At 71.0% G+C, this 24,217-nt stretch carries 21 protein-coding genes and 2 pseudogenes; 6 read left to right on the forward strand and 17 right to left on the reverse strand.

What is annotated here, in order from left to right:
* Positions 1-5: 5 nt before the first annotated feature.
* The 7 genes and pseudogenes from kdpB to NX794_RS36095 all read right to left on the reverse strand — a co-directional run.
* Complete coding sequence (kdpB, locus tag NX794_RS20880; RefSeq protein WP_258780137.1) at positions 6-2,108, reverse strand: potassium-transporting ATPase subunit KdpB; 2,103 nt, start codon at positions 2,106-2,108, stop codon at positions 6-8.
* Positions 2,109-2,140: 32 nt separating this feature from the next.
* Positions 2,141-3,802 carry a potassium-transporting ATPase subunit KdpA gene (gene kdpA / locus NX794_RS20885; RefSeq protein WP_258780138.1) on the reverse strand — a complete coding sequence of 554 codons (1,662 nt, stop codon included), beginning with the start codon at positions 3,800-3,802 and terminating at the stop codon, positions 2,141-2,143.
* An 8-nt stretch (positions 3,803-3,810) separates the two neighbouring features.
* Positions 3,811-3,900 carry a K(+)-transporting ATPase subunit F gene (gene kdpF, locus NX794_RS20890; RefSeq protein ID WP_016434100.1) on the reverse strand — a complete coding sequence of 30 codons (90 nt, stop codon included), beginning with the start codon at positions 3,898-3,900 and terminating at the stop codon, positions 3,811-3,813.
* 232 nt (positions 3,901-4,132) lie between these two features.
* Positions 4,133-5,980, reverse strand: a complete 1,848-nt coding sequence (locus NX794_RS20895) for an APC family permease (protein ID WP_258780139.1) — start codon at positions 5,978-5,980, stop codon at positions 4,133-4,135.
* Between the two features lie 192 nt (positions 5,981-6,172).
* Entirely contained in the window at positions 6,173-8,764 is a 2,592-nt protein-coding gene (locus tag NX794_RS20900) for a sensor histidine kinase (RefSeq protein WP_258780141.1), read from the reverse strand.
* A 270-nt stretch (positions 8,765-9,034) separates the two neighbouring features.
* Positions 9,035-9,445 (reverse strand): annotated as a pseudogene (locus NX794_RS20905) (SAM-dependent methyltransferase); the annotation flags it as partial.
* Positions 9,446-9,447: 2 nt separating this feature from the next.
* Positions 9,448-9,570, reverse strand: a pseudogene (locus NX794_RS36095) (SAM-dependent methyltransferase); the annotation flags it as partial.
* Positions 9,571-9,768: 198 nt separating this feature from the next.
* Here NX794_RS36095 and NX794_RS20910 point away from each other — a divergent pair.
* Together NX794_RS20910 and NX794_RS20915 are read left to right on the forward strand one after the other, a co-directional pair.
* Positions 9,769-10,440: a hypothetical protein gene (locus tag NX794_RS20910; protein ID WP_258780143.1), complete on the forward strand. Its 672-nt coding sequence runs from the start codon at positions 9,769-9,771 to the stop codon at positions 10,438-10,440.
* 188 nt (positions 10,441-10,628) lie between these two features.
* Complete coding sequence (locus NX794_RS20915) at positions 10,629-11,246, forward strand: SUKH-4 family immunity protein (protein WP_258780145.1); 618 nt, start codon at positions 10,629-10,631, stop codon at positions 11,244-11,246.
* Between the two features lie 64 nt (positions 11,247-11,310).
* Here NX794_RS20915 and NX794_RS20920 read toward each other — a convergent pair whose 3' ends face one another.
* A complete protein-coding gene (locus NX794_RS20920) occupies positions 11,311-12,225 on the reverse strand; it encodes a LysR family transcriptional regulator (protein ID WP_258780146.1) in 915 nt (304 codons plus the stop codon).
* A 200-nt stretch (positions 12,226-12,425) separates the two neighbouring features.
* Between NX794_RS20920 and NX794_RS20925 the strand changes: the two genes are divergently transcribed.
* A complete protein-coding gene (locus NX794_RS20925) occupies positions 12,426-13,508 on the forward strand; it encodes a tartrate dehydrogenase (RefSeq protein ID WP_258780147.1) in 1,083 nt (360 codons plus the stop codon).
* A 167-nt stretch (positions 13,509-13,675) separates the two neighbouring features.
* On the opposite strand, the gene NX794_RS20930 is transcribed toward NX794_RS20925, so the two are convergent.
* A complete protein-coding gene (locus tag NX794_RS20930; RefSeq protein ID WP_258780148.1) occupies positions 13,676-14,212 on the reverse strand; it encodes a 2'-5' RNA ligase family protein in 537 nt (178 codons plus the stop codon).
* A 43-nt stretch (positions 14,213-14,255) separates the two neighbouring features.
* Positions 14,256-14,933: a TetR/AcrR family transcriptional regulator gene (locus NX794_RS20935; protein ID WP_258780149.1), complete on the reverse strand. Its 678-nt coding sequence runs from the start codon at positions 14,931-14,933 to the stop codon at positions 14,256-14,258.
* Positions 14,934-15,144: 211 nt separating this feature from the next.
* Here NX794_RS20935 and NX794_RS20940 point away from each other — a divergent pair, with 211 nt between their 5' ends.
* A complete protein-coding gene (locus NX794_RS20940; RefSeq protein ID WP_258780150.1) occupies positions 15,145-15,795 on the forward strand; it encodes an SRPBCC family protein in 651 nt (216 codons plus the stop codon).
* 49 nt (positions 15,796-15,844) lie between these two features.
* Here the strand turns inward: NX794_RS20940 and NX794_RS20945 are convergent, their stop codons facing one another.
* The 6 genes from NX794_RS20945 to NX794_RS20970 form a co-directional block, all read right to left on the reverse strand.
* Positions 15,845-18,136, reverse strand: a complete 2,292-nt coding sequence (locus tag NX794_RS20945) for an ABC transporter permease family protein (protein ID WP_258780151.1) — start codon at positions 18,134-18,136, stop codon at positions 15,845-15,847.
* Positions 18,133-18,750 (reverse strand): ABC transporter ATP-binding protein, encoded by a 618-nt coding sequence (locus NX794_RS20950; RefSeq protein ID WP_258780152.1) that lies wholly within the window; start codon positions 18,748-18,750, stop codon positions 18,133-18,135. The genes NX794_RS20945 and NX794_RS20950 overlap by 4 nt, the downstream gene beginning before the upstream one ends.
* A gap of 133 nt (positions 18,751-18,883) precedes the next feature.
* On the reverse strand, positions 18,884-19,165 hold the full coding sequence (locus NX794_RS20955; RefSeq protein WP_258780153.1) for a hypothetical protein: 282 nt from the start codon (positions 19,163-19,165) through the stop codon (positions 18,884-18,886).
* Between the two features lie 552 nt (positions 19,166-19,717).
* On the reverse strand, positions 19,718-20,227 hold the full coding sequence (locus NX794_RS20960; RefSeq protein WP_258780154.1) for a nucleoside deaminase: 510 nt from the start codon (positions 20,225-20,227) through the stop codon (positions 19,718-19,720).
* Between the two features lie 54 nt (positions 20,228-20,281).
* Positions 20,282-20,752: a cyanase gene (gene cynS, locus NX794_RS20965; protein WP_258780156.1), complete on the reverse strand. Its 471-nt coding sequence runs from the start codon at positions 20,750-20,752 to the stop codon at positions 20,282-20,284.
* A 50-nt stretch (positions 20,753-20,802) separates the two neighbouring features.
* Positions 20,803-21,396: a carbonic anhydrase gene (locus NX794_RS20970; RefSeq protein WP_258780157.1), complete on the reverse strand. Its 594-nt coding sequence runs from the start codon at positions 21,394-21,396 to the stop codon at positions 20,803-20,805.
* A 125-nt stretch (positions 21,397-21,521) separates the two neighbouring features.
* Between NX794_RS20970 and cynR the strand changes: the two genes are divergently transcribed.
* Entirely contained in the window at positions 21,522-22,430 is a 909-nt protein-coding gene (cynR, locus tag NX794_RS20975) for a transcriptional regulator CynR (protein WP_258780158.1), read from the forward strand.
* A 39-nt stretch (positions 22,431-22,469) separates the two neighbouring features.
* On the opposite strand, the gene NX794_RS20980 is transcribed toward cynR, so the two are convergent.
* The gene (locus NX794_RS20980) at positions 22,470-23,429 is read right to left on the reverse strand and encodes an amidohydrolase family protein (protein WP_258780159.1); all 960 of its coding nucleotides are present in this window, start codon (positions 23,427-23,429) and stop codon (positions 22,470-22,472) included.
* A 224-nt stretch (positions 23,430-23,653) separates the two neighbouring features.
* Here NX794_RS20980 and NX794_RS20985 point away from each other — a divergent pair, with 224 nt between their 5' ends.
* Positions 23,654-24,148: a DUF6924 domain-containing protein gene (locus NX794_RS20985; protein WP_258780160.1), complete on the forward strand. Its 495-nt coding sequence runs from the start codon at positions 23,654-23,656 to the stop codon at positions 24,146-24,148.
* The last annotated feature ends 69 nt before the right edge of the window (positions 24,149-24,217 follow it).

Raw genomic sequence — 24,217 nt, forward strand, 5'->3', positions numbered from 1 at the left:
GGCGATCAGCCGATTCCGGGGATGAGGGAGAGGAGCAGGTCGATGATCTTGATGCCGATGAAGGGGGCGATCAGACCGCCGATGCCGTAGATCCCGAGGTTGCGGCGGAGCATCCGGTCGGCGCTCATCGGCCGGTACCGCACGCCCTTCAGCGACAGCGGCACCAGCGCGATGATGATCAGCGCGTTGAAGACGACCGCGGAGAGGATCGCGGAGTCGGGTGAGGACAGCTGCATGATGTTCAGCTTGTCCAGGCCCGGGTAGACCGCCGCGAACAGCGCCGGGATGATCGCGAAGTACTTCGCGACGTCGTTGGCGATGGAGAACGTCGTCAACGCGCCACGTGTGATGAGGAGTTGCTTGCCGATCTCCACGATCTCGATCAGCTTGGTCGGGTTGGAGTCGAGGTCGACCATGTTGCCGGCCTCCTTGGCAGCCGACGTACCGGTGTTCATGGCCACGCCGACGTCCGCCTGGGCCAGCGCCGGGGCGTCGTTGGTGCCGTCGCCGGTCATCGCGACGAGCTTGCCGCCGGCCTGTTCGCGTTTGATGAGGGCCATCTTGTCCTCGGGGGTGGCCTCGGCGAGGAAGTCGTCGACGCCCGCCTCCTCCGCGATCGCCTTCGCGGTCAGCGGGTTGTCACCCGTGATCATGACCGTCTTGATGCCCATGCGGCGCAGTTCCTCGAACCGCTCCCGCATCCCGTCCTTGACGACGTCCTTCAGGTGGATGACACCCAGCACGCGGGCGCCCCGGGAGTCGCGGACGGCGACGAGGAGCGGGGTGCCGCCTGCCTCGGAGATACGGTTCGCGGCGGTGTCCGCGTCCGCGGCGACCGTACCGCCCTGTTCCCCGACCCAGGCGATCACCGAGGCCGTGGCGCCCTTGCGGATGCCGCGGCCGTCGACGTCGACGCCGGACATGCGGGTCTGGGCGGTGAACTCGATCCACTCGGCGCCGGCCAGCTCGCCCTGGTGGCGCTCGCGCAGCCCGTACCGCTCCTTCGCCAGGACGACGATCGACCTGCCCTCGGGCGTCTCGTCCGCGAGGGAGGAGAGCTGGGCGGCGTCGGCGACCTCCGCCTCGGTCGTGCCGCTGACCGGGACGAACTCCGCCGCCTGCCGGTTGCCGAGCGTGATGGTGCCGGTCTTGTCCAGCAGCAGGGTGGAGACGTCACCGGCGGCCTCGACCGCCCGGCCGGACATGGCCAGCACGTTGCGCTGGACGAGGCGGTCCATGCCGGCGATGCCGATCGCGGAGAGCAGGGCGCCGATCGTGGTCGGGATCAGGCAGACCAGCAGCGCCACCAGCACGACCATCGTCAGATGCGTGCCCGCGTGGTCGGCGAACGGCGGCAGCGTGGCACAGGCCAGCAGGAACACGATGGTCAGCGAGGCGAGCAGGATGTTCAGCGCGATCTCGTTGGGCGTCTTCTGCCGGGCCGCGCCCTCGACCAGGCTGATCATCCGGTCGATGAAGGTCTCACCGGGCTTCGTCGTGATCTTGATGACGATGCGGTCGGAGAGGACCTTGGTGCCGCCGGTCACCGCGGAGCGGTCGCCGCCGGACTCGCGGATGACCGGGGCGGACTCGCCGGTGATGGCCGACTCGTCCACCGACGCCACGCCCTCGACGACGTCGCCGTCACCCGGGATGACGTCGCCGGCCTCGCAGACGACGAGGTCGCCGATGGTCAGCGCGGTGCCGGGGACCTGCTCCTCGGAGCCGTCCGTCAGCAGCCGGCGGGCGACGGTGTCGGTCTTGGCCTTGCGCAGCGTGTCGGCCTGCGCCTTGCCGCGGCCTTCGGCGACCGCCTCCGCCAGGTTGGCGAAGACCACGGTCAGCCACAGCCAGGCGCTGATCGTCCAGCCGAACCAGTCGGTGGGGTCCTTGAGGGAGAAGACGGTGGTCAGCACCGAGCCGATCCACACCACGAACATCACGGGCGATTTCACCATCACCCGCGGATCGAGCTTGCGGAAGGCGTCCGGCAGCGACCTGACCAGCGCCCTGGGTTCGAAGAGGCCCGCGCCTACACGGCCCTCGGCGGACTTGTGCCCGCTGGGGACGTCGCTGTGCGGCGCCCGGGTGGGAGTGGCTGTGGACATGGAGTCCTCTGACTTCTCTGTACGGGTGGTCATCACGCCAGCCCTTCGGCCAGCGGGCCCAGGGCGAGGGCCGGGAAGTAGGTCAGACCGGTGATGATCAGGATCGCGCCCACCAGCAGGCCGGTGAACAGCGGCTTCTCGGTGCGCAGGGTGCCCGCCGTGACCGGCACCGGCTGCTGCTCGGCGAGCGAGCCGGCCAGCGCCAGCACGAACACCATCGGCAGGAAGCGGCCCAGCAGCATCGCGAGGCCCGTCATGGTGTTGAACCAGTCGGTGTTCGCGTTCAGGCCGGCGAAGGCCGAGCCGTTGTTGTTGGCGGCCGAGGTGAAGGCGTACAGCACCTCGGAGAAGCCGTGCGCGCCGGAGTTGAGCATCGAGTGCGGCGGGGTCGGCAGCGCCATCGAGGCCGCGGTGAAGACGAGGACCAGCGCCGGGGTGATCAGGATGTAGCAGGCGGCGAGTTTCATCTCGCGGCCGCCGATCTTCTTGCCCAGGTACTCGGGGGTACGGCCGACCATCAGTCCGGCGATGAACACCGCGATGACCGCCATGATCAGGATGCCGTAGAGACCGGAGCCGGTGCCGCCGGGCGCGATCTCGCCCAGCATCATGCTCAGCATCGTGAGGCCGCCGCCGAGCCCGGTGTAGGAGGAGTGGAAGGAGTCCACCGCGCCGGTCGAGGTCAGCGTGGTCGCCACCGCGAAGACCGAGGAGCCGCCTACGCCGAAGCGGACCTCCTTGCCTTCCATCGCCCCGCCCGCCGCCTGGAGCGCCGGGCCGTGGTGGGCGAACTCGGTCCACATCATCAGTGCGGTGAACCCGAGCCAGATGGCGCCCATGGTGGCGAGGATCGCGTACCCCTGCCGCACGTTCCCGACCAGCACGCCGAAGGTGCGGGTCAGCGAGAACGGAATGACGAGGATCAGGAAGACCTCGAACAGGTTGGTGAAGGCGGTGGGGTTCTCGAAGGGATGGGCGGAGTTGGCGTTGAAGTAGCCGCCGCCGTTGGTGCCCACCTCCTTGATGGCCTCCTGGGAGGCGACCGCGCCGCCGTTCCACTGCTGCGTGCCGCCCATGAACTGACCGACCTCGTGGATGCCGGAGAAGTTCTGGAGCGCGCCGCAGGCGACGAGGATCACCGCGGCGATCGCGGCGACCGGCACCAGGATCCGCAGCGTGCCGCGCACCAGGTCGGACCAGAAGTTGCCCAGCTCACCGGTGCGCGAGCGGGCGAAGCCGCGTACCAGGGCCACGGCGACGGCCATGCCCACGGCGGCCGACACGAAGTTCTGCACCGCGAGACCGGCCGTCTGCACGACGTGCCCCATGGTCTGCTCGCCGTAGTACGACTGCCAGTTGGTGTTCGTCACGAACGAGACGGCCGTGTTGAACGACTGCGCCGGGTTCACCGAGGAGAAGCCCAGCGAGCCGGGCAGCACACCCTGGAGGCGCTGCAGCAGGTAGAGGAAGAGGACGCCGACCGCCGAGAAGGCGAGGACCGCGCGCAGATACGCCGGCCAGGTCATCTCGGTGTCGGGGTGGGCACCGATGCCCTTATAGATCCACTTCTCCACCCGCAGGTGCTTCTGGGAGGAGTAGACCCGGGCCATGTAGGTGCCGAAGGGGATGTAGACGAGCGCCAGCACGCCTATCAGTGCGAGGAGCTGGAGCACGCCTGCCAGTACGGGACCCATGTCTGTTCTCAGAACCTCTCCGGGAAGATCAGGGCGAGGACGAGATAGCCCAGCAGGGCGACGGCCACGACCAGGCCGACGATGTTCTCGGCGGTCACAGCTTCGTCACCCCCTTGGCGACGAGGGCCACCAGCGCGAAGCCCGCGAGCACGGTGACGACGAAGGCCAGATCGGCCATCGTGAACTCCTGGAGTGAGGTTCGGTTGCATCGGACGGTTAGAGGAAACCGCCTCCGTGGCCGGATTCGGTCGTCGTTGACGGCCCTCTTACGGCGGCCCGTACGGCCTTGACGGGACTCTTACACCCTCCGGTCCGTACCGGTGACCCGCCTCACAGCAGCCGGAAGCGGAGCCGGCAGATCACCGCGTCCGTCTCCCGCCGCACCGCGTGGGCGACCACGGCTCCCCGCTGGTTCTGCAGCAGCCGCTGCCACAGGCGCTCCGGCTCGGCCTCCGGGATCAGCACGGTCACCCGGGTGCCGGGTGCGGCGGCGGCCACCGCACGGACGTACGCGGCTATCGGGCGGCCGAGGCCGCGCCGCTCGCACGGCAGCCGCACCAGTTCCACACCCGGGTCCCACTGGGCCCAGGAACGCTCGAAGGCGGACGTCCGCGCCCGGTCCTCGGGATCCGCGTAGCACACGGTCACCGCACGGACCTCCTCGCCGAGCGAGGCCGCCGCCGTCAGCGCCTCCGAGGTCAGCCGGGAGAGCGAGGAGACCGGCACGACCACCAGCGAGCGCTCGCGGTGCGGAGGCTCGGGGACGCGGCCGAGGCCGAGCCGCTCGCCGATCCGGCCGTAGGCACGGTGCACGGCCTCGAAGGCCGCGACGAGCGCGGGCAGCGCGATCACGATCAGCCAGGCGCCCTCGGTGAACTTGCTCGCGGTGACGACGACGGTCGCGACCCCGGTGAGCAGGGCGCCGAAGCCGTTGAGCAGCGCCTTCCCGCGCCACCCCCCTCCGCGCTCCAGCCGCCAGTGCCTCACCATGCCCACCTGCGCGACCGTGAAGCCGACGAACACCCCGATCGCGAACAGCGGCACCAGGGTGTTGGTGTCGCCGCCGGAGAGGACCAGCAGCGCGGCCGAGACCAGCGCGAGGGCCAGGACGCCGTGCCGGTGCACCTGGCGGTCGGCCTTCAACGCGAAGACGTGCGGGGCGTAGTTGTCGCGGGCGAGGAGCTTCAGCAGGACGGGAAGCCCGCCGAAGGAGGTGTTCGCCGAGAGCGCCAGCAGGATCATCGTGGCGAACTGGATCACGTAGAAAGCCCAGTTGTGGCCGAGGGAGGCGTCCGCGAGCTGGGCGAGGACGGTGACGCCCTCGACCGGCTGGAGGTGGAAGCGGCCGATCAGCACCGAGAGGCCGATGAGCATCAGCCCCAGGACGGCGCCGAGGGCGACCTCCGCGCGCTGGGCCCGGCGGGTCCGCGGCACCCGGAAGGACGGGACGGCGTTCGCGATGGCCTCCACACCGGTCAGCGCCGCACAGCCGGAGGCGAAGGCCTTGAGCAGAAGCAGCGCGCCCACGGTGGAGGCGTTGTCCGCGACGACGGAGGCGTGTCCGGCCGCGGCGGCCGTGCTCACCGGGTGGGAGCGGAACAGGCCGACGGCGATGAGGACGAGGATCGAGCCGACGAAGACGACCGTCGGTACGACGAACGCCTTCGCCGACTCCACGATGCCCCGCAGGTTCACGCCCGTGATCAGGGCCAGGACCGCCAGGCACAGCCACAGCCGGTCGTCGTACAGGGCGGGGAAGGCGGAGGTCAGCGCGGCCACGCCCGCCGTCACGGCGACCGCGACGTTGAGCACGTAGTCCAGCACCAGCGAGGCGGCGGCCACCAGGCTGGTGCGTGCGCCCAGGTGCCTTTTCGCCACCGCGTAGGAGCCGCCGCCATCCGGGAAGGCCGCGATCACCTGCCGGTAGGACGCCACCAGCACCGCCAGCAGGCCGGCGATGGCCAAGGTCACCGGCATCGTGAACCCAAGACCGTGCGCGCCCGCCGCGGCCAGGACGAGGACGATCGCCTCCGGGCCGTACGCCACCGACGCCATCGCGTCCAGCGAGAGTGCCGCGAGGCCGGTGACGGCGGTCAGCCGGTGCCGCTCGCCGGTATCAGGCGGCTCCTCGCCGGCGGGGGCGGAGTCCGGTTGCTCGGTGGTGGTCAGGACGGACATGGGTGCGTACTCCTTGTTTCCTCGGCTCCGCACGGCCGTCGGGGTCGCGCGGGTGCACCCAGGTTCGGTCCGGTTCTCGCCGGCACGGCCGTTCCTTGCGGCATCTTCGCGCCCGGTCGGCCTGCCTTGACGGCACCTTGACGGGCCGGTGAGCAGGGGGACCCCGCGATCACGCCCGTCGTACGGTGCTTGTCACGCCCTTCCCACGCTCCGCTCGGGCGGTTCGGCGTCCATCCGCTGCCCGGCCGTGGGCAGTGACACCACCATCGTGAGGCCGCCGCCGGGAGTGTCCTCGGGGCTGAGGATGCCGTCCATCGCCTCGGTCAGGCCGCGCGCGAGAGCGAGGCCGAGGCCGAGGCCGGTGCTGTTGTCGGTGTCGCCGAGCCGCTGGAAGGGCTCGAAGAGGCGGTCGCGGCCATCGGCGGGAAGGCCGGGGCCCCGGTCCACGATCCGCAGTTCCACCCGCCCGGCCAGGACGCTGGCGGTGACCAGCACCTGCTTTCCGGGCGGGGAGTGCCGGGCGGCGTTGCCGGCCAGGTTCGCTATCACCCGTTCCAGCAGCGGCGGGTCGGCTCGCACCGCGGGCACGCTCTCCACGTCCGCCACCCGCACGTCGGCGAAGTCGGCCAGGGCCATGGGCAGCACCTCCTCCAGGGAGGTCGGGCGCAGGTTCAGGGTGAGGGCGCCGGCCTCCAGGCGGCTGAGGTCGAGGAGGTTCTCCACCAGGCGGTTGAGCTTGGCCATGGACTCGTCGGCGGTGGCGAGGAGTTCGTCCCGGTCCTCGGCGGTGAAGGCGACGTCCCGGCTGCGCAGGGAGGTGACGGCGGCCCAGCCGGCGGCCAGTGGGGTACGCAGGTCATGGCCGACGGCCCGCAGCAGGGCGGTACGCAGGCGGTCGGCGGCCCGTACCGGCTCCACCTCGGCCGCCGCCTCGGCCAGCCGCGCCCGCTCCACCGCCGAGCCGACGTGCGCGGCGAACGCGGCCAGCACGCGCCGCTCGGAGGAGGACAGTTCGCGGCCGCGCAGCGCGAGGTGGGCGCCGGGCCCGGCGGGGACGGTGGTCACGTTGGCCACGTCGGGCGCGTCGGGCACGTCGGGCGCGTCCGCGGGGACGGTGGTCACTCCGCCCGCGTCGGGCGCAACCGCGGGGGCGGTGGTCACCCCGGCCGAGTCGGGCGGCTCCTCCACCAGGTCCGCCGACTCCATGCCGAAGGTCTCGCGCGTCCGCTCCAGCAGGGCGGGGATGGTGGCCTCTCCGCGCACGATGCTTCCGGCCAGGGACGACATGGTCTCCGCCTCGGCCGTCGCCCGGGCCGAGCGGCGGGAGAGCCGCAGGGACCGGTCCACCACCGCCGCGACCACGGCGGCCACGACCACGAACACCGCCAGGGCCACCAGCGCGTTCGGGTCGTCCAGCGTGAACGCGCCGATGGGCGGGATGAACCAGTAGTTGAGCAGCAGGGACGCCGTGACGGCCGCGATCACCGCCGAGACGACCCCGCCTATGCAGGCCACGCCCACCACGGCGAGCAGGAACAACAGCGCCTCGCTGGTGAGGTTCAGCGATCCCCGCAGCCGCGCGAGGACGGTCGTGAGCAGCACCGGCAGCACCAGTCCGGCCACCGGACCGGCGATCAGCCGGGCGGTGGACAGGGTGCGCCGCCGGGAGGGCAGGAGGGTGCCCCGTCCGGCCCGCTCGTGGGTGACCCGGTGGACGTCGATGTCGCCGGACAGCTCGGTGACCGTCTCACCGGTGCCCGGTCCGGTCAGGAAGCGCGCCAGGCGGCCCCGTCTGCTGGTGCCCAGCACCAGTTGGGTGGCGTTCTCGGCGCGGGCGAAGTCCACCAGCGTGGTGGCCACGGCGTCGCCGACGACCGAGTGGTAGCTTCCGCCGAGGTCCTCCACCAGCCGGCGCTGCCGGGCCAGGGAGGCGTGCGAGACACCGGCGGCCAGGCCGTCGCTGCGCGCGACGTGCACGGCGAGCAGATCGCCGCCGGCTGACCGGTCGGCGATGCGGGCGGCCCGTCGTACCAGCGTGTCGCCCTCCGGTCCCCCTGTCAGCGCCACCACCACGCGTTCACGGGTCTCCCAGACCCGGCCGATCCCGTGCTGGGCGCGGTACTCCTGGAGTCCCTCGTCGACCCGGTCGGCCACCCACAGCAGCGCCAACTGCCGCAGCGCCGTCAGGTTGCCCGGCCGGAAGTAGTTCGCGAGGGCCGCGTCGATCTCCTCCGGGGCGTAGATGTTTCCGTGCGCCATGCGCCGACGCAGCCCCTCGGGCGGTATGTCCACCAGCTCGATCTGCCAGGCGCGGCGTACGACCTCGTCCGGCACGGTCTCGTGCTGCGGCACCCCGGTGATCTTCTCGACCACGTCGTTGAGGGACTCCAGATGCTGGATGTTCAGCGCGGTGATCACGTCGATGCCGGCGTCGAGCAGGGTCTCGATGTCCTGCCAGCGCTTGGCGTTGCGGCCGCCTCCGGGGACGTTGCCGTGGGCGAACTCGTCCACGATCGCGACCTGTGGATGCCGGTCGAGCACCGCGCCCAGGTCCATCTCCTCGGCATGTCCGCCCCGCCAGGGGCAGGGCACCCGCGGGACGGTCTCCAGGCCGTCGAGCATCGCCTCCGTGTGCGGGCGTCCGTGGCACTCCGCGAAGCCGATCACCACGTCCGCCCCACGGGCGGCACGGCGCCGCCCCTCGTCGAGCATCCGGTAGGTCTTGCCGACCCCTGGTGCCGCCCCGAGGTAGACCTTCAGCCGTCCGGGCCGTACATCACTCATCGCCGCCGACGCGCTCCGCTCACTGATCCGATTTCCCCGCGCGGGAGGGTTCCCTCGTCAAGGAAGCCGCTCGGTGCGGCGATCGACCTGGTCGTTAGCGTTTCTTTGGCGGCGTTTCCGGAGACATTGACACTGTCTTGATGTGCCCTCACCGGACAGGGTGAGGGGTGTTCCGGGAGGTCGGTGCTCTTTTGGAAGGGGGCTCCGATCCGTGTTCTTCGACGGCAGCGACGTCTCCTGCTGCTGACGCCTCAGCGCCGTCCGCCGTCCTCAGGCCGGCTTGCGCCACACGGAGATGTGTTTCGCGGAGTCCTGGGTGAACGGCGTCCCGTCCCAGTCCGCGACGCGACGTTCCAGGCGGAGTCCTGCGATCCGTGCCATCAGGTCGAGTTCGGCCGGCCAGACATACCGGTGCCGGGAACTGTCGCGTCGGTAGCGGCCGTCGTCGCCGCCCCGGGTGAGGTGGTGGGAGACGAGGATCTGTTCCACGAGGTCGAGGGTGTCGAAGCCGAGATGCCGGTCGGCGACGTCGAACGGCACCGCGACCTGACCGGGCAGCAGGAACCGCAGCGGCTTCGAGAGGGTGTTGTAGACGAGATGGACAAGGGAGAACTCGCCGGGTACGGCGGTGGCGGCCATGCCTCCGATGAACACCGGGAGCGCGTCCTCGTCCACCTTGCGGCGAACTCCAGTGCCCGGCCGTCTCCGGCGAGCTGGGCGAGAAGGGCGAGAGTCGGTCCGAGGACAGCGGCCGAGGACATCTCGGTCTCCTCGGCGTCGTAGCGTTCGGCGGTCGCACGGGTCCACGGTAGGGCGGCGCGGTGCGGGCCTTTGGAAGGGTTGTACGGGCGCGGGGACCGATCCGGTAACCGTCTGGCGCACGCTCGATCACACCACCTCCCCCGCACGCCGCCCTGCTCCTCGCGGCTGGGGAGGATGGTCCCACCATCCGCCTGCCGCCCGGGGCGTTCTTCCTCCGGGCCCAGTACACAGAGGATCCGCACTTGACGCACCACCGGACAGCGACCCTGATTCTGGCGCTCTCGGGAGTGATCCTCTCGGCATGCGCCTCGGGCTCGCCCGCGCGGGCGAAGTCCGGCCGGCAGGTGGTCCGTGACCGGCTGGCCGCGGCCGACGACGCCCCGTATTCGGCCGCGCTCAGAGCCGTCACGCAAACCGGGACCAGACGATTGCAGCTCGTGGAGGGACGGGTCAACCTCAACGCTCCGTTGACGGGGCGCACGGCGGAGAGGACCGAGCAGTACGCCGAAGACGTCGTGATCACCCGGCGGAAGGTGTACCGGCGCGCCCGCGGAACCCACGGTGTGTGGCAGGAGTTCCCCGCCTCGGCGGCCAAGGGCGGCATACCCGTCGACCGGCTTCCGCAGTACCTGCGCCTCATGCTCGGTCACGGCGCCTCGGTGCACCAGGGCAGCGAGCCCGTGCGTGTGTCGGCCCGCCTCACGCCGAAGGACGTCGCATCGGTCGACAGGACCACCGGGCGCAATCTGAGCCCCGCCACGACGATCGACGCCCAGGTGTGGATCGACAAGGAGGGCAGCATCGTGCGCGTACGCCAGCAGATCCACTTCGTGTCCGCGTCCGACATCCAGGCCACGCTCACACTCACCGATTTCCGGAGCGCCATGTCGGTGAGCGCGCCCGCCGGTCACTGAGCGAGCACACGCCCGCCGCGTCCAGGGGAGGACGGCGGAAGAGCAACGGCTCCCACCCGGGGGTGGCGGGTGAGCGGGCGCGGCGGGGTCGGACCGGAGTCGCCGGAAGCGCCTCGATCCGCGATGATCACCCCATCCACGGAGTGTCTCACGTCGCCTGCGCGACCGCGGAGTTCGGAGTTGTCACAGTGCTTTTCGACGTCACCCGCGGCGAACTCGTCGGCTTCTTCGGCCAGGACTCGATCGCGACCCTGCCCGCCACCGCCTTCCCGGCCTCCACCGCGGACGTGGTGGGCGCCCGGCTCCTGCAGTCCGTCGGCGTCCCCACCGGAACGCTCGGGCTGCGTGAGCCCGACGAGGACACCGGCCGGCTGCCCCTCGTCCAGGACGTCGTCGCTACCGAGGACTTCGAGAACGCCCCGGAGAACGCGGGCGAATGGCCCGTCATCGGCTGGCTGCTCAACGCCCATCTCGCCCTCGACCCCGGTACCGGCCAGGTGTACGCCTTCGACCCCGACGAGGAGACCGTGCAGGCCCTTCACACCGATGTCTCCTCCCTCGTCCAGGTCACTCTCCAATTTCAGCGCCTGCTTGAGGAGTTCACCTTCGCAGGCGGCGAGGGCGATGAGGAAGCCGAGTTCGAGCGCCTGGAGCGCGAGGTCGAGCGAATCCGCCGGGAAATCAGCGGCGTCGACCCGCTCCCCTTCCAGGACGACGAGACCGTCTGGTCGGTGGTCGGCGACGAGATCGCGGCGGGCCAACGCTTCAAGGGCGACAGTCCGGGAGCCCGCTCGCTCTTCAGCTGATCACCGGCCGGGGTCACCCACGAACCGCGCGGCCATGTCCGGCGAGCGATTCACCGACCTCGGGTCACACCGGCCTGTGTCCCTTCTCCCGCCTCGCGCTGTCCAGCCGTTCAGGGAGCCGCAGGGCGAGGTGCTCGACAAGTGCGCTGACGCGGCGCGTGACATGGCCGTCCCCCTCCAGCAGGGCGTAGATGTCGGCGGCCGGTGTCGGCACATGTGGCAGCACACGGACGAGTTCGCCACGCTCCAGGTGAGGCCTGACATGCCATTCCGAGCGCATGATCACGCCACGGCCTTCGAGAGCCCAACTGGTCGCGATGTCACCGTCGTTGCTGGACAGGCTGCCCTGGACCCGCACATGCCGAGGGCTGTCCTCGTTCCCGAAGCGCCAGAGCGCGAAGTCGCTCTCCTTCTCCCGCAGCACGATGCAGTCGTGGTCGGCCAGGTCCTCGATCCGGGCCGGGGTACCGCGCTCGGCGAGGTAGGACGGCGCCGCGCAGGGCACGCGCCGGTTCTCGGCGAGGCGCCGCATCCGCAGTGCGGAGTCGGGCGGTGTGCCCACATGCACGGCCACGTCGAACTCACGTCGCCGTAGCGGAAGTTCAGAGGTCTGTATGCGGACGTGCAGTCCGGGGTGGACGGCGGCGAACTCACCGAGCAGGGGCGCGATGTGCGCGCGGCCGAGGCCTGGTGTGGCTTCCACGACGACGGTCCCGCGCAGTTCCCCTGATCCGCCGGTGACGGTGTCCTCAAGTTCGGCCACCTGGTCGAGGATCGCCGCCACGCGCGCGGCGTACAGCACGCCTTCCGGGGTCAGCGTCAGCCGTCGGGCGCCCCGCTGGACGAGCCGGACATCGAGACGGCGCTCCAGCGCGCTGAGGCGCTTGCTGACGACAGGCAGGGAGCAGCCGAGTTCCCGTGACGCGGCCGTCAGGGTCTCGCTCGACGCGACGACGTGGAAGAGGTGCAGGTCGTCCATTCGCCCACGGCTCGTGGCCGCAGGGCGGACCGGGCGACGAAGGCTTTCCATGGCAGAAAAGCTACCTTGCCGCGCACGCCCTTGGTGACGCCCGCCTCCGGCGTCCATGGTGGGGCGACACCGCGCGGCGGAACGACGTCCTGGATGGAGCGTTCACCGCCGGGCGAGCGCATCGGTCGTCTGGTCAGAGGAGGGGAACCGTGCCGAGGTCCTATCGCATCGCGGCGATTCCGGGTGACGGGATCGGCCGCGAGGTCGTGCCCGAGGGTCTGCGGTGTCTGCGCGCGGCCGCCGAGGTGTACGGGTTCGCCCTCGACGTCACCCGGTTCGGCTTCGCGAGTGCCGACTACTGGCTGGAGCACGGCACGATGCTGCCCGCGGACTGGCGGGACGTGCTGGGCGCCTTCGACGCGATCTTCTTCGGCGCGGTCGGCCGGCCCGAGGTCGTCCCCGACCATGTGTCGCTGTGGGGCAGCCTCCTGCAACTGCGGCGGGGATTCGACCAGTACGTCAACCTGCGTCCGGTCCGGTCGCTGCGCGGAGTGCGCAGCCCCCTGCGTGATCACCGGCCCGGGGACATCGACTTCTACGTCGTGCGGGAGAACACCGAGGGCGAGTACTCCAGCATCGGCGGCCGGATCTTCGAGGGCACGGACCGTGAGACGGTGGTGCAGGAGACCGTGATGACGCGGACGGGCGTCGACCGGGTGCTGCGCTACGCCTTCGAGCTGGCCGCCACCCGCCCCCGCAAGCGGCTGACCTGGGCGACGAAGAGCAACGGCATCTCGATCTCCATGCCGTACTGGGACGAGCGCGCCACCGAGATGGCCGCGCGGTATCCCGAAGTGACCGCGGACAAGGACCACATCGACATCCTGACCGCCAAGTTCGTCCTGCGGCCCGACCGGTACGACGTCGTCGTCGCCAGCAACCTCTTCGGAGACATCCTCTCCGACCTCGGGCCGGCCTGCACCGGCACCATCGGTATCGCCCCGAGCGCCAACATCAACCCCGAACGGGCCTTCCCGAGCCTGTTCGAACCGGTTCACGGATCGGCACCGGACATCGCCGGACTCGGTATCGCGAACCCCGTCGGCCAGATCTGGAGCGGCGCGATGATGCTCGCCCACCTCGGGGAACACGAGGCGGCGGCCGGCACGGTGGCCGCGATCGAGAGCGTGCTGCACGAGCAGCCGGGTGTCGTCACTCCCGACCTCGGGGGCACCGGCACCACCGCGGGACTCGGGACAGCCGTGGCGGACCGCATCGCGGCCTCGGTGTGACCTCGACGGGGGGCGCCCTGCCGGGGAGTCATTGACTCGCTGCGAAGGCCTCTTTGTCCCGGCCCGACCGCACAAGGCGACTCGCACGACTCCGACTGCTATGCCGGCCAGCAGTACGCACCCCTCATGCACATGCAAGTCGCCCCGCCTGACCGGCCGGGTGCGTCTCAGGGGCGGCGGGGCTCCAGCACTTCCAGGGCGCCGGTCTCGGTGTCGTAACTGCGCAGGGTGGTGAGCCGGACCGACAGCGGTGGTGCCGGCAGCAGTTCGGGCACCCGCCGGCCGGCGAAGGCACCGGCCCGCCGGGTCCGGCCGAGGGTGATGTGCGGGCTCCAGCGCCCGGGTTCGTGGAAGGGGTTGAGGGTGTCGGGCGGGCTGTCCGAGGCCACCGCCTCCCACACCCGGCGGTGCAGGCCGGCCAGCGCGGGGTCGAGGTCAAGCGCCCAGGCCAGCACCGAGGTGGGCCTCTCGAAGCGGATCACGCCGGTGAACCGCACCGGCAGCGGCAGGGCGGCGGCCACCTCGGCGAGTTCCCAGCGGATCGGGGCGGTCAGCTCCGGGCAGGCGGCCAGCGTCAGGTGTGGGCTGTTGGTCGGTGAGCGGTGGCGGGCCTGACTGGGCAGCCCGGCGTCCGCGAGCCGCCGCCAGGCCTCCCGGACCGCCAGGTCAGCCGCCTCGTCCAACAACAACTCCACCGTGCGCACCGCCGCAGCCTACCGGCGGGCGCGCCTCTGCTTCCCCGCGCCGTCAGGCCGGGGGCTCGCTCAGGGGCGCGGTCAGGGACTCCAGTTCGGCCGCGAAGTACCGGGCGGGGTCGAAGCCCATGCCGGTGAAGTGGCCGGCAAGTTCGAGGGAGAGCACCCCGTGCAGCCGGGTCCAGAAGGCCAGCGCCCGGTGCAGGGCGGCGGGCGGTGCGGGGTGGCCCTCGGCCCAGGTCCGGTGCTCCTGGAGATGGGTGCCGAAGGGGGTGGCGGGCCGGTCGGCGTCGAGCGTCGTGCAGGCGTCGAGCAGGACGGTCATGACCTCGTCGGCGATGGCGGTGGTGTCCTCGGGCGCGTGGTAGCCGGGGATCGGGGTGCCGTAGACGAGGAAGTAGCGGTGCGGGTCGGACAGGGCCCAGTCACGCAGGGCGTGCGCCAGCCGGGCCGGGTCGGGCCCGGCCGCCGCGGCTGCACCGAGGGTGTCGGCGAGGCTTCGGTAGGCGTCCCGGACGAGCGCGGTGATCAGTTCGTCGCGGCCGGCGAAGTAGCGGTAGAGGGCGGGCCCGCTCATGCCCAGCTGCTTGGCGATGGCGTTCAGGGAGAGTGCCGACGCCCCGGCCGTGGCGATCTGCTCCCGGGCGCGCTCCTTGATCTCCTCGCGCACCTGGGCCCGGTAGCGCTCCCGGGGAGTGCTCGCCTGGGTGTCCGCGTCCGCCCTGGCCATCGACTGCCGCCTTTCCGTGCGAGTGCGCACGACTATGCGCTCAAGAACCAGTTAGAGGCTATCAGGGAAACGATTGACCCTCTCACCCGCTAGGCGCTATAACTTCTAACGGCCGCAGGAACCTCTAGCGAATCCGGCTCGGAGGGTGCGTCGTCGCGGCCAACCCACCGTCGACCAACCCACCGTTTCGAGAAAAGGAACCGAGGAACCCATGACTCACCTCCGCGTCACCCGTTCTGTTATCGCCGCCCTGCTCCTCACCGCCGGCCTGCTCGGCGCCGCCGCCCCGGCCGAAGCCGCCCCGGCCATGGGCGCCGGGTACGACACGCCGTCCGACGGGTCTCTCACCTGTCGCGGCAAGGGAGTCGGCCCCACCGCCCGCGTGCGCTACCGGACGGCGTCCGTGATCCACGCGCCGCTGAGCACCATCTGGAGGCTGCAGACCGACGTCGAGCGCTGGCCGTCCTGGCAGCAGCCCGTCGCCTCCGCCGAGCGCCTCGACCACGGCCCCCTCCGCACGGGTTCGGCCTTCCGCTGGACGATCCCGGTGCCGTCCACGCCCACCACCCCCGCCCTGGACCTGGACATCACCTCGACCGTCAAGCAGCTCAAGCACGGCTCCTGCATCCGCTGGACCGGTCCCGCGACCGCCAAGGCCGCCGAGGGGCTCCGCATCGACGGCGTCCACGTGTGGACCTTCGCCAAGGTGCGGGGCGGTGTCCGGGTGAGCACCGAGGAGACGCACACCGGTCCGGTGGTCGAGGCGGACGTATCCACCGCGACCAAGGTGCTGCGCGAGGGCCTGGAAGCCTGGCTGCTGGACCTGAAGACGGCCGCCGAGGCGCGTGAGCGGCAACCGTGAACTCCGTCCGCGCCCATGACACGGCGCCGGGCGGCTGCGGTGCCTCAGGTCAGTCCCGGCGGATGAGTTCCGGATCGATGCGGCGGCCCACCAGCGGCAGCGTGCCCAGTGTCGCGACAACGATCACGCCCAGCGCCGCGCACGCCAGCACGGGGATCCCGGCGAAGTCCCAGAAGACCTCGCCGCCCCCGGTGACCAGATAACTGGACTCGGCGAGCTTGCCGCTGATCAGGGCCAGTACGAGGCCGATGGCGAGCGGCAGCACGACCTGTGTGCTCTGCACCGCGCGCAGCGTGCGGGCTCGCGCCCCGATCAACGTGATCGCGGTGACCTGGGCACGCCGTTCGACGGCCCGGTCCGTGACGGCGACCAGGAAGGCGGCGACACCGATGACCAGTCCCATGATCATGCCGAGCACCAGCAGGGTCTCGATGACCGCGATCTGCGACAGGCTGTCGACGTTGACGCCGACGGGTTCGACGGAGACAGTCGGCGTGATGGCGCCGATGCCGTCCAGCACCTCGCGGACGACGTGCGGATCGGAGTCGCTGTCGAGGACGAGCGAGCCCGACTGCGGCCGAGCGTGCGCGGGCAGCGCGGATGGCGGGACGATCACGGACGCGTCGCCGACCGCGGAGGGGTCGTACGGGTGCATGACGACCGTCGCGGACGGGATCGTCAAGGTCACCGAGACCGGACGCCGCCCGTTCCTCAGCCGGTAGGGGAAGGAGGCTCCGGGGTGGATGTCCGGATCGGCGGCGCTGTCGGGGTTGACCAGCCGCATGATCCGGCCCTCCGCGCAGCCCTCGGTCCGCCGTACCAGCCGCTTCAGTTCGGCGCAGGTGGCGACCAGCGCTGTGGCCTGGGGCGGGATGCCGGAGGGGCCGGGCTTGCTCCAGGAGACCATCGTCCGGGCGTGGGCGCGGACACCCGGCACCTCGGTGAGTTGCTCCTGCTGCCGTTCGGAGAGCGCCGGTAGCGGCATGGAGTAGTCCTGGACAGGGTTGTTCGGCTTGCTCACCTGCTCGAACTCGATCAGCACGCCCTGCGCCAGGGAGGCCGCGTACACCAGCAGGACGAGGCCGGTGACGACCCGCATGGCGCTGCCGGGCTCGACCTCGTTGCGGCGCATGGCCAGGTTCAGCGCCAGGGACCGGGTGGTGCCGGCCACCTTGCGGGCCAAGAGGTACGACAGCCATGGCAGGGTCAGTACCAGCCCCGCCCCGGTCAGCAGGACGCCACCCACGACGAGGAGCGCGAACACGCCGTCGCTGGTGGCGGGGTGGTCCGTGAGGCCGGTCGCGCAGAAGCCGGTGACGATACCGAGGCCGGTGACCAGCAACAGGCCGCCCCACTTCGTGGGGGGCTTCGGTACGGCCGTGCGCCGTACGGCCAGAGGGTTGGCGGCGGCGGTGCGCGCGCCGGCCCGGCCGACGAACCAGGCGAGCGCCGGGCACCCCAGGAGGCAGACGGCGACGGTGGTCCAGGACAGGGCTCCGTCAGCCGGATACCAGCGCAGCGCGGGCAGGCCGGAGCGGGACATCACCTGGTTGAGAATCCCGTACTCGCCGAGCCCGAGGAAAGCGCCGAGCAGCGCCGCGACCACGGTTTCGGCGGCGTTGACACGCTGGGTGCCCTTGGTGCTGAGCCCCAGCAGGCGCAGCGCGGCCAGGCGGCGGGTGCGGCTGGCGGCGGAGAGCCGGGCGCACACCGACAGGAAGACGGCCAGGGGGAGAAGGACCAGAGTGGCGAGGGCGAAGCGGAGGTTCGTGAGGGTGGACGGCTCGACGACGGGGCTGGGGGCGTAGGAGTAGCCGAAGGACCGCAACTCCCCGGTGTCCGCGTCGCCGGCGATCTTCCCCCGGGTCGTCCCCACATAGGCGTACAGCTCGTCCGGGTCGCCGAGACCCGCGGGGCCGATTCTGCTCTTCTCCCGGCCGGGGAGCAGGTCCTTGAGGGCGGGCTCCGCGCGCAGCAGTTCGTGCAGGCGCGGAGAGAGGTACAACTCACCTGGTTCCGGGAGTGCTTTCAGGCCGGGCGGCGGCTGCTGCGTGCCCTTGGTTCCGTGGGCGACGAACACCCGGGTGAACGGCTTGGAGCCGTGCGGATCCCTGCGCTCCAGGACGAGCGTCGAGCCCGTCCGGGCCTTGGCAGCCGACGCCGTCTGCGGTTCCCGGGCCGCGGCCCGCGCGTCGTGTGCGTTCAGGATGGCGGGAATCGTCAGCACGAGGGCGAGGCAGCACACACCGAGGGAACTGCCCGCCGCCATGAGGAAGAACCGGACACGGCTGCCGCGCCCGGCGCCGAACAGCAGGCGCAGGCCGAGCATGAACTCCCTCATGCGCCACCCCCGGGGGAGAGCACTCCGTCGGCCATGGTGTAGCGGCTGTCGGCCTGAGCGGCGACGGCCGGATCGTGCGTCACCAGGACCACGGCCGTGCCCTGCGAGCGCGCCAGGCCGAGGAACTCCCGCAGTACGGCCGCGGCGTTGGCGCTGTCCAACGACCCGGTGGGCTCGTCGGCGAAGACGACCGCCGGACGGTGCACCAGGGCGCGGGCCACCGCGACACGCTGGCTCTGGCCACCCGACACCTGCGAGGGCCGCCGCTCGCGCAGGTCGCCCAGCCCGAGCCGCTCCAGCAGCCGCCCGGCCGCCGCCAGAGCGGACTTCTTGCCCTGGCCGCTCAAGCGCAGCGGCAGCGCGGCGTTCTCCTCGACGGTCAACTCCGGCAGCAGTTCGCCGTACTGGAAGACGAAGCCGAAGCGTTCCCGGCGCAGCGCGCTCATCTCCTCGTCGGAGAGGGCACCCAGCACCCGCCCTTCGAAGCGCACCTGTCCACGCGTGGGGGGCAGCACCCCGGCCAGGCAGTACAGCAGTGAGGATTTACCCGATCCGCTCTGCCCGGTGACGGCCGCCACTTCGCCGGGCGCGACATGGAGATGGGCGTCGCGCACGGCCGGCTGGCTGCCGTAGGACAGGTCGACTCCGACGGCGGAGAGGATGTGTGAGGTAGTGATGGTTTTCCCCCAGGAAAGGCCGGGGGGCCCAGGTATGACACCTGGGCCCGAAGGCAAGCCGACCTGTCGGCTACGGCCGCTTGAAGTGCTTGGTCACCGAGCAGTTGTCGGGGTGGAGCGAGCCCTTGTCGCGGCAGACGCGTATGTAGGCGTCCACCGTGTAGCGCTCGGCGCCGTCCCAGTTGTAGTAGTCGAGGGGAACCGTCTTCTTCTGCTTCCCGTTGTACCGGCTCCAGTCATGGCCCTCGACCTTGACCTGCATGTACACGTTGTGGCCGTCGCCGTTGTCGGTGTCCTGGAGCCCTTCACCGGTGAGGTCGGGAGCCGGATAGAAGGTAGCGATCTTGATCAACAAGACACGGGAATATGTGTGGGATTTGGCGACCTTTGCCGCAGTATCTCCGGTCAACCTTTACCTTTACCTTGCCCTTCATTGAACGGAATCTGAACCGGCGCGCGGCCGACCGTACCCGGCGACCAGGAGGTCGAGTGCGGCAAGGCTTCGGGGGTTGGACGGTGAAGGGCTGACAGCGCGTCAGCGCCTCCGGCCTGGACATGCAGCGGCTCAAGTGCGCCCAGCTCTCCTCGTCCGACGCCTCCTCCCCGGCGATCGGGGCGCCGACCGCCGGGGCCGGGTGCGGCCCGTCCGCCTCGTCCACCCCGAGGCGCCCAGCGCCCCCGTACACGAGAAGGGCATCGCCGCGGTCGCCTTCGCGGCACTGCGGGGCGTCCGCCGGGAAGCCGTGAGCCGCATGCTCACCGGACCGGCGCTGCTCACCCAGCGCGAGCGGGTCCGGCGGTGCTCCCCCGCGAGGAAGTCACCGCGCGCCGACGGGAGCAGCACGCTGCCCGAGGAGAACAGGGCCAGATGCTCGACGCCGGCGGCCGCGGCGGCTTTCGCCAGTCAGACCATCTTCTGGCCGGCGGGGGCGCCCGGGACCCGGCGGTCGCCGCCGTTGAGTCGCTGCCAGAGGCGGTACACGTCTACGGCGTCCTCGCGCGGCTCGTGGCGCATCGGCATCCGGCGCTTCTGCCAGGGCTTGGCGATCTCGTCGTAGAAGGTGCCGAGTTCGAAGTACTTGCGGTCGTCGACGTAGTGGGGCTCGTACGCCTCGCGGGTGGTGAGGAAGACGACCTCGTCCGGGGAGCAGTAGTACAGCGCTCCCAGGCACATGGGGCAGGGGTGGGCGAGGACGTAGATGATGGTGCCGGTCAGGTGCTCGGTGCCGAGTTTGGTGCAGGCGTCGCGGATGGCGAGGACTTCCGCGTGTGCGGTGGGGTCGTCGGTCTGGGCGACCTTGTTGGCGCTCTCGGCCAGGATCTCGCCGTCCTTGACGATGACGGTCGCGAACGGGCGGCCGCCCTCGGCGACGTTCCGACGGGCGATGTCGACGGTGCGCTGGACGAAGTCCATATGGTTCTCCGGAGGTTGCGGGGAGAGGGGGGTGTGACGTGGTGGTGGCGCCGGTCAGAAGGGCTTGGTCGGCAGGTACTTGCCGTCCAGGGTGATGACGGCGCGCTCGCCGCCCTCGGGGTCGGCGACCTTCCGCACGTCCAGCCGGAAGTTGATGGCGGAGATGATGCCGTCGCCGAACTGCTCGTGCACCAGGGCCTTGAGAGTCGTGCCGTAGACCTGGAGCATCTCGTAGAAGCGGTACATGGTCGGGTCGGTCGGAATGCGGTTCGGCAGGGAACCGCGGACCGGGATGGTCTGCAGGAGCAGTGCCGCGTCGTCGTCCAGGCCCAGCAGCCCGGCGACCGCCGTGGCGGACTTCTCCGGCAGGGGGTGCTGGCCGAGGACGGCGGCGGTGGTGAAGGCCACCGACAGGCCGGAGGCGTCGGCGATCTGCTGCCAGGACAGGTTCTTGCGGGTCTTCGCCGCCACGGCCTGGACGGCCAGGGTCTCGCGGGCGGTGGGGTCGAACTGGGCGTGCGTCATGATCGGTGTGTCCTTCTCTCGTGGGTGGGGGTGGCGGGAAAGCCGGGAGGTCAGGCCGCGTGCGGGGCGGCGTTAGCGGCCGCGGTGAGGTTCTCGACGTGGCCGGTGGGGATGTCGAAGACCCAGCCGTGCAGGGCGGTCTCCCCCGCTGCCAGGGCGCGGGCGACCGAGGGGTGGGTGGCCAGGTTCGCCAGCTGGGCGAGCACGTTCTGCCGCACCAGGGCGGGAACGTCGCGGCCGGCGGTGGCGCGGGCCCGGGAGGCGTCCGCGTGCCGCAGCCAGGCGGCGACCGCCGGGGCGCCGCTGAGGTCGTGGCCCTCGGCGAGGGCGGTCATCGCGCCGCATGCGGAGTGACCGCAGACGACGATGTCCTTCACCCCCAGTGCGGCGACCGCGTACTCGATGCTCGCCGCCACCCCGTCGGCGCCGGGGGTGTGGGCGGGCACCAGATTGCCGGCGGTGCGGACGACGAACAGGTCACCCGGCTCGGTGCCGGTGATCAGCTCGGGGACGACGCGGGCGTCGGAGCAGCCGATGAACAGCGTGTGCGGCGCGTGATGCGTGGCCAGACGAGCGAACAGCTCCGCCCGGGCCGGGAAGACGTCCTCCTGGAAACGGGCGACGCCTTCGGTCAGGTCTCGCATGGTCACTCCCTTCGGGTGGTGATCGCCCCGGTGGGGCTGGTGACATCCACCCTGCATGACCTGCTCCTATAGTGTCCAAGAGCGAGTAGGGATAGCTGCTATAGGCCTCATCTATAGTTCTGGGCATGGCTGCTCTGGAACTGCGTCACCTGCGCTATCTGCTCGCCGTGGCCGAGCACGGCAACTTCACCCGTGCCGCCGAGGAACTGCACATCTCTCAGCCCACGCTCTCCCAGCAGATCAGGCAACTGGAGAGGAGTCTGGGCTCGCAGCTGCTGGACCGCACCGGCCGTACGGTACGGCTCACCGACGCCGGTGCCGTCTACACCGAGCACGCCTGGCGCGCACTGCGTGACCTGGCCGCCGCCGAACGCGCCATCCACGACGTCAAGGACCTGTCCCGGGGGCACCTGCGGCTGGGTGTGACACCCACCTTCACCGCCTATCTGATCGGCCCGCTCACCGCCGAGCTGCACACCCGTCACCCGGGTATCAGCCTCACCCTGGCGGAGACGACCCAGGACCGCATCGAGGCGGCGCTGCTCGCCGACGAACTCGACCTCGGCATCGCCTTCGCCGGCACTCACCTGCCCGGCGTCACCGCCACCACGCTGTTCACCGAGAGCCTCAGCCTCGTCACCGGCACCGCACACGGGCGGGCGATGTCCGGCCCGCTACCGGTCCGTGCTCTCGGGGAGGCGCAACTCGCCCTACTCAACGGCGACTTCGCCACCCGGGGGCACATCGACGGCTACTTCGCCCGGCACCGGACCGCTCCTCGCATCACGGTCGAGGCCAACTCCGTCCAGGCCCTGACCGAGATCGTCCGGCGCACCTCCCTGGCCACCGTCCTGCCCGACGCCGTCACCCACGAGCACCTCCACCTCTCCCCCGTCACGCTCGACCCGCCCCTGCCCACGCGCACCGTCACCCTCCTGCACCGCGAGAACGCGTACCGCTCCGCCGCCGCCCGCGCCTTCACCGATCTCACCCACGACCTCGTCCGCGCCCGCGGCTACCCCGCGCCGCTGTGAACCAGGGCGCGGGGCCGGTGTCGGACGACGCTCAGGCGGTCACCGCGGGTCCGCGGCGAACAGGCGATGCGCGTTACGGGTGGTGAGGTCCCGCCAGGTGTCGTCGGCGGAGGGTCGTGCCGCCGAGTCGACGGAGGCCACCTGGGCGAGCGCCGCCTCGACGGGCGTCCAGCAGTAGTCGCTGCCGTAGAGGAGGTGTTCGGTGCCGAAGGCCGCTTCGAGGGCCGGGATCTGGCGCGGGAAGGGGGTTCCGGCCATGTCGTACCAGAGGCGGCCGAGTTGCTCGGCGGTGCTCGGCGCGTTCGCGGTGCCCTCGCCGAAGAGGGTGCGGAAGAGTTCCATCCGGTCGGTGAGCAGCGGCAGCGCGCCCCCGCCGTGGGTCAGGATCCACCGGACGCGCGGACGCCGGGCGAGTACGCCGCGGAAGAGCAGATCGCTCGCGGTGCGGGCGGTGTCGAAGAGGAACTCCAGCATCGGCCGGGGGCGGCCCAGGGCAACCTGGTCGGCGTGCGGCGGCGAGGTGGGGTGGACGAAGACCACGGCGCCGCGCCGGTCGAGGTCCTCCCAGAGGGGTTCGAGGCGCGGGTCGCCGAGGTAGACGCCGCGGTGGTTGCTCTCCACAGTCACTCCGTCGGCGCCCAGGACGTCGAGCGCGTGGGCGGCCTCGGCCAGCGCGCCCTCGACATCGGGCAGCGGCAGGGAGGCGAAGAGGCCGAACCGCTCCGGGTGTACGGCGCGGACGCGGGCGCCGAACTCGTTGACCTCGCGCGCCAGCGCACGGGCCGCCTCGTCGTCTCCGAAGTGCACTCCCGGCGACGACACCGACAGGTAGGACCTGTCGATCCCGCCGCGGTCCATCAGGTCGAGATGCTGTCCCGCGCTCCAGGTCGGCCAACCGGGCATGCCGTCCGGGTGTTCGATGCCGGCGGAACGCGCCGCGGTCACATAGCCGTCGGTGACGAAGTGGGCGTGGACGTCGATGAGTCCGGTCGGGGTCATGTGCGGCCTCCATGGGTCTGTGGGGCGCCGGTACGGTACGGCTTGCCGGGCACCGGTACGGCCTTCCGGGACGCCCGCGAGTGCCACCGTACGGAGACGGGTCGTAGGTCGGCACGGGTGGTTGCGATGAAGGGAACGACGGAGTCAGGGGCCGGTGACGGTGGCCGCGCCGGTGCGGGACGGCGACGAGGTGGTGGCGGCCGGGCTGAAGCATCATGACGGGTATGACGAGCCCGCGGGAGCGTCCGGCCATCGACTTGAGTGATGCCGGGGAATGGGACGCTGTCGTGATACGCACCGACTACTCCGACGATGCCGGCTGGCAGCGGATCGCCGTGGGCTTGCGACAGCCCTGGGGTGAGGATGTCTCCGAACCCCCGTGTCACCTCGTCGACGACCCCGGCTGGGCCGGGGCGGATGCCGACGAGGTGCTGGCCGCGCTCCCGGCGGACCCGCACGAGACGCTGCATGACGTCGTCTTCCTGGCTGACGGCCCCTCGATGCGCGGCGAACACCCGTTGCCGGCAGTGAGCACCGACCCTGACATGGAGGACCGGGACGACGAGTTCCCCGGGCCCGGGTCCACCTGTCGGTTCAGGATATCGCCGACAGCCGTGGCGGAGATGGTCGGCAACCTCGCCATCGCGAACATGGATTACGAGGACTTCTCCAGCTCGGCACACGATGATGCGCAGAGGATCCATCGCGGGTTCCTGTGAGGCGTCCGCGTTCGCCGGAGGAAAATCTCAGCGTTATCAACCAATTCACAGGGTACCTCAGGATATTCA

This window comes from Streptomyces pyxinicus (assembly GCF_024753135.1).
Classification (GTDB): Bacteria; Actinomycetota; Actinomycetes; order Streptomycetales; family Streptomycetaceae; genus Streptomyces; species Streptomyces pyxinicus.

Coding starts and splice junctions, on each gene's coding strand:
- kdpB (WP_258780137.1), bottom strand. CDS start 2,108: ATGTCCACAGCCACTCCCACCCGGGCGCCGCACAGCGACGTCCCCAGC.
- kdpA (WP_258780138.1), bottom strand. CDS start 3,802: ATGGGTCCCGTACTGGCAGGCGTGCTCCAGCTCCTCGCACTGATAGGC.
- NX794_RS20895 (WP_258780139.1), bottom strand. CDS start 5,980: ATGTCCGTCCTGACCACCACCGAGCAACCGGACTCCGCCCCCGCCGGC.
- NX794_RS20900 (WP_258780141.1), bottom strand. CDS start 8,764: ATGAGTGATGTACGGCCCGGACGGCTGAAGGTCTACCTCGGGGCGGCA.
- NX794_RS20920 (WP_258780146.1), bottom strand. CDS start 12,225: ATGGACGACCTGCACCTCTTCCACGTCGTCGCGTCGAGCGAGACCCTG.
- NX794_RS20935 (WP_258780149.1), bottom strand. CDS start 14,933: ATGGCCAGGGCGGACGCGGACACCCAGGCGAGCACTCCCCGGGAGCGC.
- NX794_RS20940 (WP_258780150.1), top strand. CDS start 15,145: ATGACTCACCTCCGCGTCACCCGTTCTGTTATCGCCGCCCTGCTCCTC.
- NX794_RS20945 (WP_258780151.1), bottom strand. CDS start 18,136: ATGAGGGAGTTCATGCTCGGCCTGCGCCTGCTGTTCGGCGCCGGGCGC.
- NX794_RS20960 (WP_258780154.1), bottom strand. CDS start 20,227: ATGGACTTCGTCCAGCGCACCGTCGACATCGCCCGTCGGAACGTCGCC.
- cynS (WP_258780156.1), bottom strand. CDS start 20,752: ATGACGCACGCCCAGTTCGACCCCACCGCCCGCGAGACCCTGGCCGTC.
- NX794_RS20970 (WP_258780157.1), bottom strand. CDS start 21,396: ATGCGAGACCTGACCGAAGGCGTCGCCCGTTTCCAGGAGGACGTCTTC.
- cynR (WP_258780158.1), top strand. CDS start 21,522: ATGGCTGCTCTGGAACTGCGTCACCTGCGCTATCTGCTCGCCGTGGCC.
- NX794_RS20980 (WP_258780159.1), bottom strand. CDS start 23,429: ATGACCCCGACCGGACTCATCGACGTCCACGCCCACTTCGTCACCGAC.
- NX794_RS20985 (WP_258780160.1), top strand. CDS start 23,654: ATGACGAGCCCGCGGGAGCGTCCGGCCATCGACTTGAGTGATGCCGGG.